The following is a 13,607-nucleotide window of genomic DNA, read 5'->3' on the forward strand; positions in this document are numbered from 1 at the left end:
AACTACTCAGATGGCTTGAGGTCCCATTCTGGCATCTTGAATTCGGTGACCTTGATTTCGATATTGTTAGGGTCCGCATCGTCTCCCTCGGTCAAGGTGATGATTTTTTCCGGAGAATAGGTTTTAATGCGCTCACTGAATTCCTCGCCAAGGTCTCCCTCATCACCGGTCCAGGTGTCCCAGTCGCAAAAATAGTTATCGCCCTCGACGCGCCAAGTGCCCCGACCCCAGTTACGGTATTTTTTGCCATCAAAGACCTCGGTCATGGCAATTTCGAAAGTGCGGTCCGGAAAACGCTCAATCTCCCATTCGTAGCCGGTGCGGCTGCCGCGCCATTTGCCCACGAACACCTGCTCCACATTGTTCAGTTCTGCTTCTGAACCCGGAGCTGACTTTTCTTTAGCGGCCGGTGCCAGTAGTGCGAAAATGAGTAGATACAGGATGCTTTGTGGCATGATAGGCTAGATTTGAATATTATTTGACTCGGATCAACGTTGAATTCCGTCGCATCCAGTTGACATTCTACCGGTCGATTAACCTTGAGTGTGTCTGAAATTTATTAAATTTTGTATTAAAAATAATTGCCATGTATTCACAAGATTATCCAGTTCGTTCCATGGCGGATGCCGCGCCGAGCACACGCGCGCAATTCGTCCGCCGTACCTACGCCCACCTCGCGGGGGCTATCTTTGCTTTTATCGCGCTGGAGTCAGTGCTGCTGAGCCTGACGCCCGTCCGCGAGGCCGCTATCGGCATCCTGAACAAGGGTGGTGGTGCCTGGTTGGGCATCCTGGCCGCATTTATGATCGTGGGTTGGGTGGCGCGCATGTTTGCCTCCAGCGCCAAGTCGATCGGCACGCAGTATCTGGGCCTGGGCCTTTACGTGGTCGCCGAAGCGCTGATCTTCGTGCCGCTGCTCCTGCTGGCACAATATCAGGCGGGCAGTAATACGCTGATCTATCAGGCCGGCCTCGTGACGCTTCTACTGGTGCTCGCGCTGACGGCGACGGTGTTCATCACGCGCAAGGATTTCTCCTTCATGCGGACGGCGCTGTTGGTGGGTAGTTTGGTGGCGATCGGCATGATCGTGGCCGGTGTGATCTTCGGCTTCAACCTCGGTCTCTGGTTCTCTGTCGGCATGGTGATTCTGGCCGCAGGCATGATCCTCTACACGACCTCGAACGTGCTCCACCACTACGGCGAAGACCAATACGTGGCCGCCTCGCTGGAGCTGTTTGCCGCTGTGGCCGTCCTGTTCTGGTATGTCCTGCGCATCTTCATGTCGCGCGACTAGTCTGAGCAACAACGACTTTTCAACGCCCGGCAGTGCAAACGCTGCCGGGCTTTTTTATGTCGCTGGAAGGAGACCGCTTCTAAACTGAAAAAATCGTTTGCGGGAACCTGCATAGCATCTAGGTTACTTCAGACTATAACAAACATTTCTATTTATGAGTGAATCGAGCCCCGCACCCGCCTCCGGAGAAACCGCCGTCGCCCGCGTCCACGAGATACGCGACCGACTCATGACTGAACTCCGCAAGGCCGTTGTCGGGCAAGACCAGGTAATCGAGGAGCTGGTCATCACGATGTTCGCCCGAGGGCACGCCCTGTTGACGGGAGTGCCCGGCCTCGGCAAGACGCTCCTCGTTCGCAGCTTGGCGGAGTCGATGTCGTTGGCGTTCAAGCGCATCCAGTTTACGCCTGACCTCATGCCGGCCGACATTTTCGGCACGGAAGTCGTCGAGGAAGACCCCGTTACCGGCAAGCGCGCGTTCCGCTTCGTGAAAGGCCCGATCTTTGCCAACGTCGTGCTGGCGGACGAAATTAACCGCACACCGCCCAAGACTCAGGCCGCGCTGCTGGAGTCCATGGAAGAGCGCCAGGTGACCGCTGCAGGCGAAACCCACCCGCTCGCGCCGCCGTTTTTCGTGCTGGCCACGCAGAACCCCATTGAGCTGGAGGGCACCTATCCGCTGCCCGAGGCGCAGCTCGACCGCTTTTTGCTCAACACCGTGCTCGACTACCTGCCCAAGGAAGACGAGGTCAACATGGTCGCGACCACGACGTCGCCCGAGCGCAGTAAGCCCCAAGCCGTGCTGAACGGTCCGGAAATCGAGGAAATTCAAACACTGGTCCGCTCGGTGCCGGTCTCAACGGACGTGGTCCGCTACGCGGTAAACCTCGTCAGCGCGACCCGCCCGACACTCAAGGACGCCTCTTCGCTGGCCAAGGAAAAGATCAAGTGGGGAGCGGGCAGCCGCGCCTCGCAGGCCCTCGTCCTCGCAGGCAAGGCCCGCGCGCTGATGGACGGTCGTTACAACGTCGCGGTAGAAGACATCAAGGCGCTGGCCAAACCGGTCCTCCGCCACCGCGTCATCCCGAGCTTCCACGCCGAAGCCGAAGGCGTCACCAGTGACCAGCTCATCGCCGAGCTGCTGAAAACCGTGGAGGGGTAGGCGAGATTGACGTGGGTTTTAACGGCAGAGAACGCAGATTAAATGGATTGGAATACAATAGCATTTTTGGTCATTTTCTTCGGTGTTATTGCCTGTATTATAGCTTGTAGTAGGCCAAAAGGAGAGCGGCATAAAGTGTTTCTATTGGTCGGATGCGTGCTCTTGTTCTTTTTATCAGTCGCCCCTTTCTTTTTTCTGACTCAAGCGATACCCGCCAATTTCAAGCCTATCCTAGGTCCCTTATGCGGTGTTTTGTACATATTCATCATCTATCATTCCGGAAAAATTGCTCTGCGGTATCTAGCGAAAGCAAATTAAGATACCTATTCAAACTAGACTCCGTGCTCTCTGTGTCTCCGTGAGAAAATAATCCCATGCCCACCACCGTTAAAGACCTCCTCGATCCCGCTATCTGCCATTGAAATTTCCTAAAAACCGAACATCCTATTACCTATGACCACAGCAGAAATCAAATCGATGGACCAGGCCGAGCGTCTGCGCTTGATGGAGGAACTTTGGGACGCGATTTGCCACGATGTTGCCGAGCCGCCATCGCCAGCTTGGCACAGCGAGATTTTGGCCGAGCGCCGAAAGAAAATTGAATCCGGTGAGGCTGAATTTCTGACGATTGATGAAGCGTGGAACAGCCTGCGTAAATAATGTTACGAGAAGTTATTTTAATCTCTGAGGCTAGAGACGACTTGCGCCTTGGACGTGATTTTTATGATAGCCTTGATCTTGGTGTGGGTGAGTATTTCCTTTCCTCGCTGAAGTCTGAAGTAGAATCGCTTAAGCTTCACGCTGGCATTCATCCCATCATTTTCGGTTATTATCGATTGCTCGCGAAACGGTTTCCATTCGGTGTTTATTATGAGAATATGGAGAACCTCGTACGCATTGTAGCGATATTAGACCTGCGGCAAGATCCTGATACTATTCGAGCATCTCTTTCTGATCGCTCATCGCGCTAATTTTTCGCCTCCTCACCATGCCCACCACCGTTAAAGACCTCCTCGATCCCGCGCACCTGACGCAGATTGCCAATATGCAATTGCTCGCGCGGACCGCCGTGGAGGGCTTTCTCAGCGGGATGCACCGCAGTGTGTTTCACGGCTTTGGGACGGAGTTTCTGCAGTATCGGAATTACTCGCCGGGCGAGGATTTGAAATACCTCGACTGGAAGGTGCTCGCGCGCAGTGACCGCCTCTACACCAAGGTCTATCAGGAGGAGACGAACATGAACGTCACCGTCCTGCTGGACTGTTCCGGCTCGCTGGACTACGCGGGCGACCGCGCGCCGTGCTCGAAGTTTCGCTACGCTGCGATGATTGCCGCGTGCATCGCCTACCTGGCTGGACGCCAAGGCGACAACGTCGGCCTGTTCGCCTACAGTGACGAGCTGTTGGAAGCCGTCGAGCCCGGGCATCGCAGTGGGCAGCTGAGCCGCGTGATGCATTCGCTGGCGCGTCTCAAGCCACACGGTGCCGCCGCGCATCAGCGCACGCTGGACAACCTGACGCACCCCTTCAAGCACCGTGGCATCGTGGTGCTGATCTCCGACATGCTGGAGGCCGAGCACGAGCTGCCGCGCCTGTTGCGCAACTTCCGTTACCGCCACTGCGACGTGATTGCCCTGCAAGTCTTGGACCCCGATGAGCTCGATCTGCCGCAGCCCAAAGTGACGCGCTTTCAGGACATCGAGGCGGGCAAGGAAGTCGTCGCCTGGCCGTCATCCGTGCGCGAACAATACACACGCCGCATGGATGAATTCCTCGCGACGCTCAAGACCGGCTTCTTCAAAAGCCAGGTCGATTACCTGCGCCTGCAAACCACCGACAGCCTCGGCCTCGCCCTCGCACAATACCTCCACCATCGAACTTTGTGATGCAAAGTTTCATGACGAATCGCGGATGGCTAATGGCGAATAATTTTAATCAAACACTCCGACTAAGGACAGCGGACTCAATGCCAAAACCAAGCACCAAGCACCAAGAACCAAGGCACACCGAATGCTAGCATTCGGCGCACCAGCCTTTCTTTGGGCGCTCGCGGCACTCGCGGCACCGGTGATCGTGCACCTGATTAACCGGGAGCGCGCGGTGGTGCTGAAGTTTCCGTCCGTCCGCTACATCGACCAATCGCGCCTGCCGCAGGAGGGCCGTCGCCGCTTGCGCGACTGGCTGCTGTTACTGCTGCGGCTGATGGTTTACGCGATGGTAATCCTGGCACTGGCCAATCCGCGCTGGATCGACACCACGGACGCCACGGCACCCGTTGAGCCGGAGGCACCGGTTACGATGATGGTGCTGGATGCATCCGCGAGCATGTCGCACCGGACGACGTTTAACAACCTGACCGAGGCGCTGGATCAATACATCGACGGCCAACCCGTGGGCACCGAAATTGGCCTCGTGGTTTACGACGACCAGGTCCGGGTGGCCTTGGCACCGACCACGGATCGCGCGGCGGTTAAGGATGCCTGGCGCGAGTCTTCGCCGAGTTTTGACCGCGCGGGTAAGCCCTCGCTGGGCGTGGCAGAGGCAGTGCGCCTGCTCAATGACCGGGCGGGCGAGGTGTTGGTCTTTTCTGATTTTCAATCGAGTGACTGGCAGCAGGTCGGCGCTCCGCGCTTGCCGGAGGGATCGACGCTGGAGCTGGTTTCCGTGCGGCCCGACCCCTGGCAAAATGTGAGCATTCAGTGGGCGCGCGGCTTCCCCAAGCGCGATGGTAGCCTGCGGATTTTTGCCCGCGTGCGTAACGACAACGCCGAGCCCGTGCCTGTGCGCCTGAGCATGGCGCTGCCCGCCGTGGAAAAGGAAGTCACGCTCAAGCCCAACACGGCTGAGCTAATCGCGCTCGATGTGCCGAAGGCTGACAACCCCGGCGGCCCGCAGGCGGCGGAGCTGCAACTGGCCGTCATCACCGAAGAATCGCACCCAGAGAGTAACCTGTATTCGGCGGACGACACCTATCATTTCTGGCTCGGCGAACCGGCGGCAACGGTCGTCGGTGCGTTGATCCCGCTCGACACCGAGCCCGGCAAAATGCGCGAAGCCAGCTTTATCTCGCGCGCGCTGGGGGTTGGTGATGATTCTACCTCTGGCCAGTTCGACTTCGTGCCAGTCAGCGGTGAGGACCCGAATTGGATGGACCAGATGGACGCGATTTACCTGCCGGGCACGGGCGCGTATTTCGACCAGCCCGCCTGGGCGCGGATGAAAGAATTTGTCGAGCAGGGCGGGGTGCTGTTCATCACGCCGGGCAAGAACGCGCCGCGCATGTTTCGCGGCATGCGCGAGTCGGGCATCAGCAACACGGCCTACGTTGGCAAGCCACGCCGCGCGCGCAACGAGGCCTCCGCCTACCGCATTGGTGAGCTGCCCGCCGACGGCGCGTTGGCCAAGGTGTTTGACGAAGACGCCCGCGAAGACCTTTACCTGACGGACATTTACGAGCACTGGCAGGTCAAGGCTGGCGCTGGCGCGGAGGTGCTTCTTCAATCCGAGACCGGTAGCCCGCTGCTCATTCGCGAGCGCCTGGGTAAGGGGGCAGTCGTCGTCAGTGCGCTGGAGTTTGACCCCGCGGCGACGGACCTGCCGCTGCGCAATTCCTTCGTGCCGGTGCTGTGGGAAACGCTCGGCGAGTCGATCAACACCGGCGACAACGACCTCTCCATTTCCGTCGGCGAAAGCGTGCCGAATGATTTACTTACTGGCGCAGCGGGCGGTGAATTCGATACCTCGCAGCCGGGCGTGATCCTCGTCGATGGCCAGGCGCTGGAGGTCAACATTGCGCGTGAGGAGTCCGCGGCGCAGGGGGCGATTTTGTCCGACGTGCGCGCCCGCCTGTTGGGCCAGCGCACCGGCCCGCAGCAGGCAACCACCACCTTGGATAGCGCCGAGCCGGGCGCGCCCTTATGGCCTTGGCTGGCGGTGCTGGCGCTGCTAGCCTGTATCTTTGAAACCGCGCTCACCGCGCGCATGGAAAACGCAACGGAGGCCACGGCTTGAACCCAGCACCTGATTTTTTTGAACGGCTAAAGCTGCAGCGCGTCACGCTCTTGTGGCTGTTGTTGGTCGTGTTGGCGTTCTCGTTTTTAGGCGCGTTCAGCCTGATCGTCCTCGTGGCCAATGCGCTCAACGGCATCGACCCGTGGCAGGAAGCGAGCGCGTTCCGGCTGATTCTGGTGGTGTCCTTTATCAGCGTCACGGCTTATCTGGTTGCCTTGGCTTACGCGGTGCTGCGCCGGCCGGGCATGGTGACGCTGGCCCGGCTGGTGGAGGAGCGCCACCCCGAGCTGCGCGAAAGCCTCTCGACCGCGGTGGAAATCCAGCAAAAGCGTGGCGGGCCGACCAACGCCCTCGAAGCAGCCCTGTTTCAATCCGTCGAAGAGCGGACGAAGGAGATTAATTTCCGCACCGCGACGCTGCCCCAGCGGCTGCATCCGCTGCTCGTGATCGGCCTGGTGCTGGGGTCGTTTTTCCTCTCCAGTTGGGCGCGTGAATCGGCGGTCATGGTCAAGGCGCAGTATTACTTCGCAGACCTCCGCAACGGTGAAAACACCGGCCTGACGATTGTGCCCGGCAGCGCCGATGCCCCCAGCGGCTCGGACCTCGACATCACCGCGACGATCAACCGTTGGCGGCTGGAGGCCTTTATCGACACCCGCGCCGATGGGGAGGTGGAGACTTACCCGATGGCCATGGCGGGCGAGCGCGACTTCACCTTTACCGCCTATGCGCTGGAGGACAGCTTCGACTACCGGGTGCGCACGCCATCGCTGGAGTCTGATTGGTTTACCGTCACGGTCTATGATCCGCCGGAAATTGATGCGGTGGAAATTAACGTGACCCCGCCTGCTTACACTGGCGAAGAGCCACTGCAGTTCACGCAGCTTCTCGACTTGTTTGCGCCCGAGGCCAGCGCGGTGAAGTTCGCGCTCACGACGGCACCAGGCATCGATACCTGGCTGCGCGTGGGTGAGGAGGAATACCCGTTTGACGGCGAGGTCATGATCACTGCCGAGGAGACGACGGAATACCAGTTCCGCCTGCGCAACGCCGAGGGCCGCGAAGCTGTCACCGAGGGCTACCTGCTGGAGGTGAAGCCCGACGAGCCGCCAACGGTGGCCATGATCGAGCCCGGCAGCGACATCCAGGCCTTGCTCGATGAGATCGTGCCGCTGGAGGTCTATGCGGCCGACGATTACGGTATCAGCCGCGTGGAAATTGAGATATCGGTGTCGGGCCTGATGCGCCGCCCGATCCAGGTCTTCGACGCGAAGGAAGGGCCGTATCCGCAGGAGCACAACGGGCTCCCGAACCTGGAAGTTTCCCGCCTGGGCGTGGAGTTTGGCGACGTCATTACCTACTTCGCCAAGGTCTGGGATAACAAGGAGCCGGAGCCGCAAATGGCGCGCTCGGAAATTTACTTCATCGAGGCCGTGGAGCAGATCGACAACCCCGACCAGGAGCAGCCCGAAGGTGGCGGCGGTGGCGGTGGTGAGCGCGAGCAGGATGTCGATATTCGCGGGATCATTACCGAGTTGAAGCGTCTGATCCGCCTGGGCTATCGCGCCGATGCCGAGGTGGGCGAACGCCGCACCCTTGGCAGCCAGGAGCTGGGCGCGAGCCTCGCCAAAGTCGCGACAGAGTCCAACAACGTTCTGGCGCAGGTAGGCGCGGTTCTGGGCACCGTCGATGAAGGCAAGCCTTACGAAATGTTCCTCGACGCGATTTACAAAATGGTTGAAGCCGAGGGGCTGGCTAACGCCAATCAGCCGGGCGAGGCGACCGTGCCGATGCAGGAATCCATGTCGATGCTGATCCGCTTGGAGAAGTATTTGCAGGCGCTCTTCCCGCCGCAGCAGCAGGGCGGTGGCGGCGGTGGCCAAGGCCAGCCGTCTCCCGGCCAGGGCGAGGGCGAAAGCGAGGAAAGCGAGGGCGAGAGCGGTATGTCGATTTCCGAGATGCAGGAGGCGCTCGAAGAAATGAATCAACTGGCCGACGAGCAGGCTGCAATGAACCGACGCTTTGACCGGGCCGGCCAATCCATGGGTGAAAGCGAGCGCAGCGAGCTGGAGCAAATGCAGGAAGAGCTCGGCGACAAGGTCAACGAGCTGGCGGGCGAAATGAGCAAGCTCATGCAGGGCTCCAATGTGCGCGAGGCCTTGCGCGGGGCCAGTGGGCAGATGTCGCAAGCCGCGGGTGCGGCAGGCAGTGGCGACGGCAGCCGGGCCGGGCGTGCGGGTTCGCGGGCGCGGCAAGGCCTGATCGACGCCGCGAGCTTGCTCGACGAGCGCATTCGCAGTGAGGCCACGTCGGCCATCGCGGGTTTGGCGCAGCAGGCTGAGCGTCTGGCGCAGGGGCAGGGTGCCGCCGCCGCGGACAGTCGTGGTGCGCAGGCCGGGAACATCGATGATGACCGCAAGGATGCTTTAAAAGAACAACAGCGCGAGATCAACGACGGCTGGGACAAACTGCGTCAGGAAATGGAGCAGCTAACTGGCGACTTGGGCAAAGTTTTCCCTGAGGCGGCCGAGTCCCTCGACAACGTGGCCCGCAACATGCGCGACGAGAATATCGACCGCAATCTCTCGCGCGCCAGCAACGCGCTGCTCTACGGGCGCTACAGCCGGGCGGCTGGTTCGCAGGATGCGGCGGCTGAGGGCATGGCAGAAATTTCTGAACAACTCGACCAGGCCGCGGGCACTCTGCCGGGTCTGTCTCCCGGTGAGCTGCGCCAGCTTCTGGAGCGAGTCGCTCTGGCCCGCCAGCAGCTTGCCCAACAGGGCGAAAGCGGCGAAGGCCAGGGTGAGCAATCTGGCGACGGTGAATCCGGTCAAAGTGAAGCTGCCGGCCAAGCCTCCGATGACGGGCAGTCTGGCGAAGGGCAACAACCCGGCCAAGGTCAACAGCCGGGGCAGGGCGAGTCGGGTCAAGCCAGCGCACAGGGGCAAGGCCAGGGCGAGGGCGATGCCCGGGGCGAAGGTCAGTCCGGTCAGGGGCGTTCGCCCTTTGGCGGATTGGGCGACTCCATCGCCGATGCCGGCCGCGCGCTCAAGGATACGAATCTCGAAGAACTCGGCTCCAAGCTAAATGCGGCCAAGGGCGGCGAAGGCGGCGGCGGCACCACGACGGCTACCGTGCTCGATGCGACCGCGCGCACCCTGCAGGAGTACTTACGCAAAGAAATCGGCGAGCAGCGCATGCGCTTCAAGCAGGAGGGCGGTCCGCCCCCCGAGAAATACCGCGAGCTCGTCGAAGAGTATTTCCGCGACCTCGCCGAAGAGCCGAGTAATCCGTAGCGGTTAAGCGATGAAAAAGACCGAGGTAACTTTGCTTCTTCAAGCTCAATATAATGAGAAATCTAAGGATGAGCTCGTTGGAATTTTTGAGAAGAAGGTGAAGCTAAATCAAAGAATTTTGATAGGTCTTGGAATATTGTTTTTAGTCCAACTTGTGTTTCAGGCCACCGGAGGAATTGTTTTCTGGCTCATCGTTTTATGGTTCGCTGGCAACCAGTGGTATCTTCAGAATCAATTACGACGATTTAGAGAAATCGTTGTTCAAAGAGATTAGCCGTTGCCGATGTCTGCATCGAGGCCGAGCTCGACTTTGGCACCGTCTTGGGCGTAGGGGGCACCGTCGGACTCGACGATTTTGGCACGGTCGGCGGTGAGGCCATTTTGCGTGAGGGCGGTCAGGACGGCGTCTGCGCGGGCTTGGGCGAGGGCGGTCATTTCTTCGGTGGAAACTTGAAGCGTGTCCTTGATGGCCTGTTGCTGCTGAGCGAGAGATAAATCGCTGGCTGCGGGGGTGGTTTCGGTTTTGGGCAAGGCGTCGTAAAGCGCTTCCGTGGCGTCTTCGTCGTCGTCGCCGGACTCCTGCATCTTGGCCTGGAGCATGGTTTGGAATTGCGCGTCGATGAGGGCCTCGCCGTCGGTTGCCGGATCGATGGAAGGCGTGAGCGTGAGCTGGAGATTCGGGCGGTCGTGCAGGATGGTCACGAGGCCGGTAATGACCTCCATATTGTCCGGGGCGATGGTGGATTGGCCAGGCTCGAAGGCGATGGCGTTACCGACTTCCTCACCGCCCGGGAGCAGGGAACCGAGGGCGGCGAAGGGCGCGGTGACGAGTTTTTCGAGCACGTTGCCGATGGCGTAGCTGATCATTGTATCGAGCGAAAATTTCGGGTCGTTGATGTTGCCTTTGACGGGCACGTCGATGTGCATGACGCCTTTGCTGTCTTCGAGGATGGCCACGCCGAGATCGAGCGGAAGGTTGGGCGCATCGGTGTCTGGCGCGCGCTTGCCGAAGCGCATGTTTTGGATCTGCATTTTATTGTCGCCAGCGATTTCGCCCGTAGTGATCGAGTAGCCGAGGTTGGCGGTCAGCTTGCCATCGGTGGGGGGGCGGCCAATGATCGGCACGGCGTAGGCGGCGAAGGGCGACAGCGTGACGGCGGTCGTGTTCACGCGCATTTCGGTGGCCTCGAATGGCTGGAGCGGGTCGAGCGCGCCCGCGAGCTTCACGCCGCCGGACGGGCCGTTGCTGAGGTTGAGCGCGAGGTCGAATTTGGTCGGCTCGATGTTGGGATAGGACAGCGGACCCGCGCGCAGGTTGATCTGGTTTGCGGAAAATTTCATGGCCGGGCTGATGGCGGCGTCGGAAATGGACACTTCGCCATTCTCGATGACCAGCTCGGTAAGTTGCACGCTGGCTTCCTTGTAATCGACCGTGGGGGCCTCATCGCTGGCTGGGGTCGTTTCCGCGGGGGCGGGCTCATGGGACTGCTCAGGCAGTGGGAGGCGAATGCTACCATCGGCGAGGCGTTCGGCGGAGAGGTAGGGCGCGGTGACGGTCACCTGGTCGGCGACGAGCGCCATCGGATCGGTGGTCAGCGTGACGCCCTGGAGGTCGAGGTTTTGCCAGGCAATGAGCTTGCTGGCCGGATCTTTCCAGTCGATCCGGAGATTGGCGAGCTGGGCGTTTACCTCGGCGGAAAGAATCGGCAGGCCGTCGTCAGGCAGGGCGATATCGGTTTTGCCCGTGGCGCTGAGGTCGCCGCTGACAAGGTCGACCGCGACGACATTGGTGACGTAGGGCGAGATGACCTGGAGCGGGATAGTCTCGGCGGTGACTTCAAATTTCGTGGAGGCCGGGGTGGCGGTGAACTGCCCATCGAGCGCGATTTTGCCCGTGTCGTTCATGACGAGGCCAAGCTGGAACGGGAAGGCTTTATCACCATTGGTGAGGTTGGTGGCGCTCATGGTGATGTCGGTCCAGCGGAGTTCGGCGGGCTCGTTGAGGTATTCATCGCGCCAGATGAGGGACAGGCCGGAGAGGTCCACCTGGTCGGCTTCGAGGTCCCAATTGAGCTCCACCAGGTCCTGAATTTGCTGCCAGGCGGAGGTCAGCGCGACGCCCATATCGAGGTTGGCCGAGACAACGCCCAAGCGGATTTCCCGCTGGGTTCCTTCGGCCTTGGCTTCGCGTTCGGTTTTGGCGGCGATCTCGGCGTGTTTCTCCGGCGGGGAGATGTAGCGGATGAGGTTGAGCACGCCGTCCTTTTCGCGGATGACGCGTAGCAGGCCGCCGTCGATGGCAAAGGTGTCGCAGCCGACATTGCTGTTAAGCAGGTCCAGGCGCGCACCGGTTATTTCCATGCGGTCGATGCGCTCGAAGGGCTCAGCTTCGGGGTTGTCGCGCGCGACCATGCTCATGCCGGTCAGCAAGATGTGGCCGCCGAAGACTTCCATGCGCATGTCTTTCGCCATGGGCAGGAAGCTGTAATTGATGGTGACATCCAGCATGCCGCCGGTCAGGTCGAAGCCCACGGCGTCGCCCGCAAAAACATCGAAGTCCTTGAGGTCGAGCTGCTCCATGCTGACTTGGCCCCACGAGCTGAGCGGATCAAGCCGGAGATCGCCATTGACCTGAAATTTTTCGCCCTGCTTGGTCTCCATCGCAAAGCTGTAGGCGTTGTCGTGGGCCGCGTTGGTGTGCATGTCCTTAATTTGAAATGACAGGTTCTGCACCTCGCGGACGAAGGGTCGGCCAAAGGAGTCGATCTGCGTGCGGAAGCCCGCATTAACGACCTGGAGATTACCGATGTAGATCTGCGGGATGACGAAGGGCTCGTCGGATTCCTCGGTCTGTTTTTCGGCTTCTTTTTGAATGCGCTCCAGCGTGGAAATGATGTTTACCTTGCCGTCTTCGTTGATGACCAGGTTGAGAAATGGCTGGTCGATGTAAATTTCCTTGATCGCCTTTTCCTCGTTGAAGATCGAGGTGGGCTGCACGTTAACGCGGAACTCGGCAAAGCTCAGCGCCTCGGAGCCGTCCGGAGTGAAGCCCTTGAAGCCTTTAATGGTTAGCTCCCAGGTGAAGGGGTTGCTGTAAAATGCCTCCACTTCGCCGGTGCCAGCGACTTCCTCGTTGAGCTTGGGCAGCGCGTAGTAACGAAGCATCAGCGGCACGCCCCAAAAACCGCCCAACACATACAAGACAAAGAGGATAACTGCGGTGACGCCGAAGCGCTTCGCCCATAGCTTGGTCTTTTCAGTAGCCATAGACGAGGAGCATAAGCCATTGCCAGTGCGAGGCAACTGGACAATGACTTATCACACAAAAATGTTACCTGGCTAGCACCCTTCTTCGCCCATGAGCTCCATGACGCGGCGGGCCATTTCTTCGTTGCTGACATCCTCGATGTGCTTGGTGAATGCCCAGCGATAGCCAAAGGGATCGCAGACCACGCCGCCGCGCTCGCCCCACATGTAGTCCTGCACGGGATCGATGATTTCGGCACCGGCTGCCACGCACTTAGCGTGCTGGGCGTCGGGGTCTGCCACCTGCAGGCAAATCAGGCTTGGGCAGCCGCCGATGGTCTTCGGGCTCATGGCCTTCCATTCGGGAAATTCTTCGGACAGATAAACGAGCGCCTCGCCGATTTTCAGTGTGGCGTGCATGATCATGCCGTTGGGCAGGGCGAACTTTTGAATGATCTCCGCGTCCAAGGCTTTCTGGTAGTAGTCGAGGGCTTCGGCGGCTCCGTTTACGGTCAATGAGATGGTGAGATATTGGTCATGCTTATTCATATACGCATGAACATAATAGCAATCGATCCGCGGTCAATAACTAGTGTGTA

Annotated in this window: 11 protein-coding genes; 8 read left to right on the top strand and 3 right to left on the bottom strand. The window is 59.7% G+C overall.

Translation table 11 applies throughout. The annotated features are described in order from the left end of the window. Window positions 1–2 precede the first annotated feature (2 nt). Entirely contained in the window at window positions 3–455 is a 453-nt protein-coding gene (locus O3S85_RS19410) for a hypothetical protein (RefSeq protein ID WP_269542754.1), read from the bottom strand. A 131-nt stretch (window positions 456–586) separates the two neighbouring features. Here O3S85_RS19410 and O3S85_RS19415 point away from each other — a divergent pair, with 131 nt between their 5' ends. From O3S85_RS19415 to O3S85_RS19450, 8 genes are all read left to right on the top strand, one after another. Beyond that, window positions 587–1,294 (top strand): Bax inhibitor-1/YccA family protein, encoded by a 708-nt coding sequence (locus O3S85_RS19415; RefSeq protein ID WP_269542756.1) that lies wholly within the window; start codon window positions 587–589, stop codon window positions 1,292–1,294. Window positions 1,295–1,448: 154 nt separating this feature from the next. Next, window positions 1,449–2,456, top strand: a complete 1,008-nt coding sequence (locus tag O3S85_RS19420) for an AAA family ATPase (protein ID WP_269542758.1) — start codon at window positions 1,449–1,451, stop codon at window positions 2,454–2,456. A gap of 453 nt (window positions 2,457–2,909) precedes the next feature. Further along, complete coding sequence (locus tag O3S85_RS19425; RefSeq protein ID WP_269542760.1) at window positions 2,910–3,116, top strand: addiction module protein; 207 nt, start codon at window positions 2,910–2,912, stop codon at window positions 3,114–3,116. Then, on the top strand, window positions 3,116–3,427 hold the full coding sequence (locus O3S85_RS19430; protein ID WP_269542761.1) for a hypothetical protein: 312 nt from the start codon (window positions 3,116–3,118) through the stop codon (window positions 3,425–3,427). The genes O3S85_RS19425 and O3S85_RS19430 overlap by 1 nt, the downstream gene beginning before the upstream one ends. A 17-nt stretch (window positions 3,428–3,444) precedes the next feature. Next, window positions 3,445–4,341, top strand: coding sequence for a DUF58 domain-containing protein (locus O3S85_RS19435; RefSeq protein WP_269542763.1), 897 nt, complete (start codon window positions 3,445–3,447; stop codon window positions 4,339–4,341). A 124-nt stretch (window positions 4,342–4,465) separates the two neighbouring features. Further along, complete coding sequence (locus tag O3S85_RS19440) at window positions 4,466–6,466, top strand: vWA domain-containing protein (protein ID WP_269542764.1); 2,001 nt, start codon at window positions 4,466–4,468, stop codon at window positions 6,464–6,466. After that, a complete protein-coding gene (locus tag O3S85_RS19445; RefSeq protein WP_269542765.1) occupies window positions 6,463–9,762 on the top strand; it encodes a DUF4175 family protein in 3,300 nt (1,099 codons plus the stop codon). The genes O3S85_RS19440 and O3S85_RS19445 overlap by 4 nt, the downstream gene beginning before the upstream one ends. Before the next feature lie 10 nt (window positions 9,763–9,772). Next, entirely contained in the window at window positions 9,773–10,036 is a 264-nt protein-coding gene (locus O3S85_RS19450) for a hypothetical protein (RefSeq protein WP_269542767.1), read from the top strand. Here the strand turns inward: O3S85_RS19450 and O3S85_RS19455 are convergent. After that, the gene (locus O3S85_RS19455) at window positions 10,033–13,029 is read right to left on the bottom strand and encodes a DUF748 domain-containing protein (protein WP_269542769.1); all 2,997 of its coding nucleotides are present in this window, start codon (window positions 13,027–13,029) and stop codon (window positions 10,033–10,035) included. The genes O3S85_RS19450 and O3S85_RS19455 overlap by 4 nt on opposite strands. A 72-nt stretch (window positions 13,030–13,101) precedes the next feature. Next, window positions 13,102–13,557 carry a VOC family protein gene (locus tag O3S85_RS19460; RefSeq protein ID WP_269542770.1) on the bottom strand — a complete coding sequence of 152 codons (456 nt, stop codon included), beginning with the start codon at window positions 13,555–13,557 and terminating at the stop codon, window positions 13,102–13,104. Between the last annotated feature and the right edge of the window lie 50 nt (window positions 13,558–13,607).

Origin of the sequence: Cerasicoccus sp. TK19100 (genome assembly GCF_027257155.1) — a bacterium.
Taxonomy (GTDB): domain Bacteria; phylum Verrucomicrobiota; class Verrucomicrobiia; order Opitutales; family Cerasicoccaceae; genus Cerasicoccus; species Cerasicoccus fimbriatus.

Bases quoted from the DNA above. Each gene is read 5' to 3' on its own strand.
- O3S85_RS19415 (WP_269542756.1), top strand. From the start codon at position 587: ATGTATTCACAAGATTATCCAGTTCGTTCCATGGCGGATGCCGCGCCG.
- O3S85_RS19440 (WP_269542764.1), top strand. From the start codon at position 4,466: ATGCTAGCATTCGGCGCACCAGCCTTTCTTTGGGCGCTCGCGGCACTC.
- O3S85_RS19460 (WP_269542770.1), bottom strand. From the start codon at position 13,557: ATGAATAAGCATGACCAATATCTCACCATCTCATTGACCGTAAACGGA.
- O3S85_RS19420 (WP_269542758.1), top strand. From the start codon at position 1,449: ATGAGTGAATCGAGCCCCGCACCCGCCTCCGGAGAAACCGCCGTCGCC.
- O3S85_RS19410 (WP_269542754.1), bottom strand. From the start codon at position 455: ATGCCACAAAGCATCCTGTATCTACTCATTTTCGCACTACTGGCACCG.
- O3S85_RS19455 (WP_269542769.1), bottom strand. From the start codon at position 13,029: ATGGCTACTGAAAAGACCAAGCTATGGGCGAAGCGCTTCGGCGTCACC.
- O3S85_RS19430 (WP_269542761.1), top strand. From the start codon at position 3,116: ATGTTACGAGAAGTTATTTTAATCTCTGAGGCTAGAGACGACTTGCGC.
- O3S85_RS19425 (WP_269542760.1), top strand. From the start codon at position 2,910: ATGACCACAGCAGAAATCAAATCGATGGACCAGGCCGAGCGTCTGCGC.
- O3S85_RS19435 (WP_269542763.1), top strand. From the start codon at position 3,445: ATGCCCACCACCGTTAAAGACCTCCTCGATCCCGCGCACCTGACGCAG.
- O3S85_RS19450 (WP_269542767.1), top strand. From the start codon at position 9,773: ATGAAAAAGACCGAGGTAACTTTGCTTCTTCAAGCTCAATATAATGAG.